Source organism: Acinetobacter sp. UBA3132 (assembly GCF_002364825.1).
Classification (GTDB): domain Bacteria; phylum Pseudomonadota; class Gammaproteobacteria; order Pseudomonadales; family Moraxellaceae; genus Acinetobacter; species Acinetobacter schindleri.
This window is the reverse complement of sequence record NZ_DEZM01000058.1, coordinates 1-6,448: the sequence shown is the minus strand read 5'-3', so window position 1 is coordinate 6,448 and position 6,448 is coordinate 1. Positions and strand designations below refer to the sequence as shown.

5 protein-coding genes are annotated in these 6,448 nt (G+C 45.1%); all 5 read left to right on the top strand.

Annotation, left to right across the window (positions count from 1 at the left end; genetic code table 11):
* A partial coding sequence (locus tag B4033_RS02630) for an aminotransferase class III-fold pyridoxal phosphate-dependent enzyme (protein ID WP_286831887.1) occupies window positions 1-510 on the top strand: 510 nt, incomplete at its 5' end.
* Between the two features lie 3 nt (window positions 511-513).
* Window positions 514-2,046, top strand: coding sequence for a pyridoxal phosphate-dependent decarboxylase family protein (locus tag B4033_RS02625; RefSeq protein ID WP_286831885.1), 1,533 nt, complete (start codon window positions 514-516; stop codon window positions 2,044-2,046).
* Window positions 2,047-2,428: 382 nt separating this feature from the next.
* Window positions 2,429-3,457 (top strand): substrate-binding domain-containing protein, encoded by a 1,029-nt coding sequence (locus tag B4033_RS02620; protein ID WP_008304861.1) that lies wholly within the window; start codon window positions 2,429-2,431, stop codon window positions 3,455-3,457.
* 99 nt (window positions 3,458-3,556) lie between these two features.
* Window positions 3,557-4,936 carry a phosphate ABC transporter permease subunit PstC gene (gene pstC / locus B4033_RS02615; protein ID WP_004810498.1) on the top strand — a complete coding sequence of 460 codons (1,380 nt, stop codon included), beginning with the start codon at window positions 3,557-3,559 and terminating at the stop codon, window positions 4,934-4,936.
* A complete protein-coding gene (gene pstA, locus B4033_RS02610) occupies window positions 4,936-6,327 on the top strand; it encodes a phosphate ABC transporter permease PstA (protein ID WP_008304859.1) in 1,392 nt (463 codons plus the stop codon). The genes pstC and pstA overlap by 1 nt, the downstream gene beginning before the upstream one ends.
* The last annotated feature ends 121 nt before the right edge of the window (window positions 6,328-6,448 follow it).

Below are 6,448 nucleotides of genomic sequence, written 5' to 3'. Positions count from 1 at the left end.
AAAGCGGTCGGTGGTAGCCTGCCACTTGCGGTATTGGGTATTAAACGTAAGTTCGACGCATGGCAACCTGCTGGCCATACCGGTACATTCCGTGGTAACCAGCTGGCAATGGGTACAGGTCTTGCAACGATCAATACCATTAAAGAGCAAAACCTTGCGCAAAACGCACAAGAACGTGGTGATTTCCTGCAAGCTGAACTGAAAAAGCTAGCTGCTGAATTCCCATGTATCGGTAACGTGCGTGGTCGTGGCTTAATGATCGGTGTTGAAATCGTAGACGAACGTAAACCTGCTGATCATATGGGTTCGTTACCTGCCGATGGTCAATTGGCTGCAGCGATCCAGACTGCTTGTTTCAACAATAAATTATTGCTTGAGAAAGGTGGTCGTAACGGTACAGTGATCCGTTTACTTTGCCCGTTGATTATTACTCAGGCAGAGTGTGAAGAAGTTCTGGTTCGCTTCAAGAAAGCGGTTGCTGAAGCTTTAGTCGCAGTTCGAGGCGCGTAATTTATGGTAGATTTTGCAGAACATCGTAAAGCGTTACTCTGCAATGATGCTGCATCTATCGCTGACTATGAGTCAGCGATGGACCAAGCGACCGAAGCGGTTGCAGCATGGTTGCAAAATGACAAAATGTACACGGGTGGCAGCATCAAGGAATTGCGTAGCGCAATTTCTTTCAACCCTTCTAAAGATGGTTTGGGTCTTCAAAAATCTTTAGAGCGTATGGTTGAGCTATTCCTTAACAAAAGCTTGAAAGTACATCACCCGCATTCTCTAGCGCATTTGCACTGTCCAACCATGGTGGCAAGCCAGGTTGCAGAAGTGCTGATCAATGCGACTAACCAGTCAATGGACTCTTGGGATCAAAGCCCAGCGGGTTCTTTGATGGAAGTGCAGTTAATCGACTGGCTACGTCAAAAGGTTGGTTATGGTTCAGGTCAGGCGGGTGTATTCACTTCAGGTGGTACACAGTCGAACCTGATGGGTGTATTGCTGGCGCGTGATGCCTGCATCGCGAAAAACTGGAAAGACGAAAACGATAATCCGTGGTCGGTTCAGCGTGATGGTATTCCTGCGGACGCGATGCGTAACGTCAAAGTCATCTGTTCTGAAAATGCGCACTTCTCTGTGCAAAAGAACATGGCAATGATGGGTATGGGCTTCCAGTCAGTAGTCACTGTTCCTGTAAATGAAAATGCACAGATGGATGTTGATGCTCTGGAAAAAACCATGGCGCACCTTCAGTCTGAAGGCAAAATCGTCGCATGTGTGGTAGCAACCGCAGGTACAACTGATGCGGGCGCGATTGATCCATTGAAAGCAATTCGTGAAATCACCAATAAATATGGCGCGTGGATGCATATCGATGCGGCATGGGGTGGTGCACTGATTCTATCCAATGACTATCGTTCTATGCTGGATGGGATTGAGTTATCTGATTCGATCACACTGGATTTCCACAAGCATTATTTCCAAACGATTTCATGTGGTGCATTCCTGCTAAAAGATGAAGCGAACTATCGTTTCATGCATTATGAAGCAGAGTATTTAAACTCTGCTTATGATGAAGAGCACGGCGTTCCGAACCTGGTATCGAAGTCACTGCAAACGACACGTCGTTTCGATGCGTTGAAGTTGTGGATGACGGTTGAAGCCTTGGGTGAAGAGCTTTACGGTTCAATGATCGATCATGGCGTGAAATTGACACGTGAAGTGGCAGACTACATCAAGGCAACTGATGGTCTGGAACTTCTGGTTGAGCCACAGTTTGCATCAGTATTGTTCCGTGTGGTTCCAGCAGGTTATCCAGCTGAGTTTGTGGATGCCCTGAACCAGAACGTAGCAGATGAGCTGTTTGCGCGTGGTGAAGCGAACATTGGTGTAACTAAAGTCGGTCAGGTTCAATCTCTGAAAATGACGACTTTAAGTCCGGTGGCAACACTTGAAAACGTGAAGAACCTGCTGGCACTGGTGCTTGCAGAAGCGGATCGAATCAAGGATTCCATCGCTGACGGTACTTATACACCACCAATTGCATAAGTGATTGTGGTGTGAAAAAGGAGGCCTGTTGGTCTCCTTTTTTTATATTTCAACAAAGATTATTTGTTTCTAAATCAAATTTAAATAGTGGTTATTCATGCATCAAAATTGTGGTAAAAAAAGAAATTCTTTGTAAGAAACACAAAATTTTTTACATATTTGCTTGCTATAAAAATGTCAAAAAAATTCTTAAATAATTTATAATGCATTGAAAATAATAAATATTTTTAATTTATTTAGTGCTGTAACACTTATCATAAAATCTTCATAAATCTGTAACCCGCCTGTCATATTTAAAAATCAAAATACTTGTATCGAAACAAGTACAACACGACAAAAAAAGTGGCGTACTCCAAATTTAAATGATTGTGAGAGATACAGAATGCGCTTTACAAAAATTACACTTGCACTTGCAGTGATGGGGCTAGGCATGACTGCAGCGAATGCAGCACGCGACACAATTCAAATTGCAGGTTCTTCAACTGTACTTCCATATGCAAGTATTGTAGCTGAAGAATTTGGCAATACTTTCCCGCAGTTTAAAACTCCAGTTGTCGGCTCAGGCGGTTCGTCAGGTGGTTTAAAGCAGTTCTGTAATGGTGTTGGTGATAATACCATCGATATCGCAAACGCATCTCGCCAGATCAAAAGTTCCGAATTGGCAGAATGTAAAAAGAATGGCGTTAACCAGGTGCTAGAAATCAAAATCGGTTATGACGGTATTGTCTTTGCATCGAATGCCAAAAAAGCAGCTTATAAACTTCGTCCACAACATGTTTTTGCAGCCTTGGCAGCACAGTTACCAGCCAACGGCAAAATGGTAGCTAACCCGTATACACGCTGGAACCAGATTGACAAGTCACTTCCTAATGAGCCGATCACACTGGTAATCCCTGCTTCGAATCATGGAACACGCGAAGTCTTCCAGGAGAAGATGGTGGATGCAGGTTGTGAAACATATGCTGCAATTAAGTCTTTAGATAAAGATGCCAAAAAGAAAGCCTGTACCACTTTCCGTAAAGATGGTCGTGTTATTGAAATTTCAGGTGACTACACCGAAACACTGGCACGTCTGAAAACCTCTCAAAGTGCAGTTGGTGTATTTGGTCTAGGTTTCTATGACCAGAACCGTGACAAACTGCGTGTTGCAACAGTTAACAACGTTGCACCATCTGAGCAGACCATCCTGAATGGTTCTTATCCGGTATCTCGTCCATTGTTCTTCTATGTGAAAGGCGAACACCTGAAATCAATCAAAGGTTTGCCACAGTTCACTGAATACTTCCTGAGCAAGAAAGTATCTGGTAAAGGATCGAAACTGGAAAAAGCAGGTTTGATTTCAATGTCTGATAAGGAACGTGCAGCAGTACTTGCTAACTTTAAGGCAGCTAAAGTAGTTGTAGTGAAGTAAGCAAATATTGAAATAGCTGGTGGCTGGAAACGGTCACCGGCTTTTAGTCATAGATAGGTTTTTTAAAAATATGAAGATTGAAAAAACAGTGGAGCATACATGAATCTGCTACTCCTGGGTGTGTTACTGGCGATTATCGCCGTTGCCTATCAGATCGGATTAAGTCGAAGCCAGAAATTGGCAGGCCAAGGCAAAAACACAGCAATGCTGAATTCGCGTCCTGGCTATTATGGCGCCATGGTGGCTTTATGGTGTGGTATTCCTGCATTTTTAATCTTCATGATCTGGAATCTGGTTGAACCTGTGCTCCTGGAACAGCTGGTGCTGAAACACCTGCCACAACGGATGGTCGCAGGCATGGATTCTGCAGCTCTGAGTGTGATCGTGGATCGGGTGCAGGCACTGGCTTCCGGTTTTGGCGTTAGTGATACACCACAGGCTTATGAACTGGCTGCAGCAGAGCAGGTGGCACGTATCATGAGCATCAGCAGCTATGCCAAGCTGGTGGTAGTGATCTCTGTTGCTGTTGCCGGACTGGTTTGGGCCAAAAAACGTATCAGTAATCAGTTGCGTGCACGTCATCAGGTTGAAAAAGTCATCAATATCAGCTTGGCACTCTGTTCTGGTGTTGCCATCCTGACCACACTCGGCATTGTCATGTCGATGTTTGGCGAAGCAATGCGCTTCTTTAGCTTCGTCAGCCCAATTGATTTTTTCTTTGGCACACAATGGAACCCGGGTTTTAGCACTTCAGGCAATGCCGAAGGAAGTTATGGCCTGTTGCCTTTATTGTGGGGCACCTTGATGGTCAGTGGAATCGCCCTGTTGGTCGCAGTCCCATTGGGTCTGATGATTGCAATCTATTTGTCCGAATATGCCTCACCAAAATTCCGTTCATGGGCAAAACCGACTATTGAGGTTCTGGCTGGTATTCCAACCATCGTTTACGGTGTGTTTGCCTTGATGATTCTGGGCCCATTTATTAAAACGCTCGGTGCTATGGTCGGTGTTGATATTAATGCGACCAGTGCCTTAACTGCCGGCTTTGTTATGGGCATCATGATCATTCCATTTGTATCTTCTTTATCAGATGACATTATTACCCAGGTACCACGTGCCTTACGAGACGGTTCACTGGGTCTAGGCGCAACCAAATCTGAAACGATCCGCCAAGTGGTGCTGCCAGCCGCTTTGCCGGGCATTATCGGTGCCTTCTTGCTGGCAGCATCCCGTGCGATTGGTGAGACCATGATTGTGGTACTGGCAGCAGGTAATAGCCCGCTGTTACATGCCAATCCACTGGAAGCGGTATCAACTGTAACCATTACCATTGTGAACCAATTAACTGGCGATACTGACTTTGCTAGTCCACAAGCACTGGTTGCGTTTGCATTAGGTCTGACTCTTTTTGTTATTACCTTAGGTTTGAACATTGTCGCACTGTACATCGTGCGTAAATATCGTGAGCAATACGACTAATGAGTACTTCAAATACCACACCTTTAGATCAGCGTATTGATCCATCTGTTAATGCTGAGCTGCGTGAAGAGCGTAAAAAGACCATTCAAAGCTCTCTTGCACGGCGCCATCGCAAAGAAAAAACCTTTCGTATGCTTGGTTTTTCTGCGGTATTGGCGGGTCTGTTCTTTGTCGTATTGCTATTCGGTAGTATCTTGGCCAAAGGCTTGCCGGCATTCTGGCAAAGCAGTATGAGCCTGCCTATCCATTTCGATCCGGCAATTGTCAATATTGGTCCACAACCAAAACAGACTGCCGGCGAGTCTCCTGCACAGTTTGAACAGCGTATGGTGGATTGGCAGATGCAGGCTGGCATGGTCGACTGGGATGCCCTGATCATTAATGGCATGATTGCCAAAGACGGCAAGCTGGAAAACCAGCGTGATGAACTGGGTTATTTATATACCAGTTCAGAAGCCTATCGTCTGCGTGACATGGTGCTGAACAATCCAAGTCTGGTCGGAAAAACCCAGGAAGTTAAAATTTTGGCCGACGCCAATGTTGATGTATGGCTTGCAGGTAATATTGACCGTAACCTGCCAGATGAGCAGCAACAGCTAAGTCCTGAAGTCCGCCAGATTGCTGATGACATGAAAGCTTCAGGCGTGATCGAAAACAGTTTCAATACCAATATCTTTACCAATCCGGACTCCCGTAGTTCGCCTGCAACCTCTGGTTTGGCAGGTGCATTCATGGGCTCACTGTTCATGATGTTGATCGTGATCTTTATCTCGATTCCAATCGGTGTAGCTTCAGCCATCTATCTGGAAGAGTTTGCACCAAAAAACTGGATCACCGATGTCATTGAAGTCAACATCAATAACCTGGCAGCCGTTCCTTCTATTGTTTTCGGTCTACTCGGTGCAGCGATCTTCATCGGCTGGATGCATTTACCACTTTCAGCGCCATTAGTCGGTGGTCTGGTACTTAGTCTGATGACTTTGCCAACCGTGATTATTACCACACGGGCTTCTCTAAAAGCTGTGCCACCATCAATTCGTCAGGCAGCCTTAGGCTTAGGTGCATCACGTTTACAAACTGTATTCCATCATATTTTACCACTCGCACTACCAGGTATTTTAACCGGAGCGATTATTGGTGTCGCACAGGCACTTGGTGAAACCGCACCACTGTTATTGATCGGGATGAGCGCCTTTGTTGCTAGCGTACCGGCAACGCCACTAGATCAATCGACTGCATTACCTGTACAGATTTTCCTGTGGCAGGGTAATGAATTGCGTAACTTCTTCGAAGGTCGTACTGCTGCCGCCATTATTGTTCTCCTTGTCATGATGATTGGCTTAAACAGCTTAGCCATCTGGTTACGCAAGAAGTTTGAAGTCCGTTGGTAAGGAGAAAATAATGAAAACAATGAATATTTCAAACTATTTAAAAAAGGATCTATCCATGAACCTCCAGCAAAATAAATTTATTGCAGATGCCGCTGCAACCAAGCCCCTGATTTCATATAAT

What these genes read in the sequence shown, in the direction of transcription:
- B4033_RS02625 (WP_286831885.1), top strand. Translation starts at nt 514, where the DNA reads ATGGTAGATTTTGCAGAACATCGTAAAGCGTTACTCTGCAATGATGCT.
- B4033_RS02620 (WP_008304861.1), top strand. Translation starts at nt 2,429, where the DNA reads ATGCGCTTTACAAAAATTACACTTGCACTTGCAGTGATGGGGCTAGGC.
- pstC (WP_004810498.1), top strand. Translation starts at nt 3,557, where the DNA reads ATGAATCTGCTACTCCTGGGTGTGTTACTGGCGATTATCGCCGTTGCC.
- pstA (WP_008304859.1), top strand. Translation starts at nt 4,936, where the DNA reads ATGAGTACTTCAAATACCACACCTTTAGATCAGCGTATTGATCCATCT.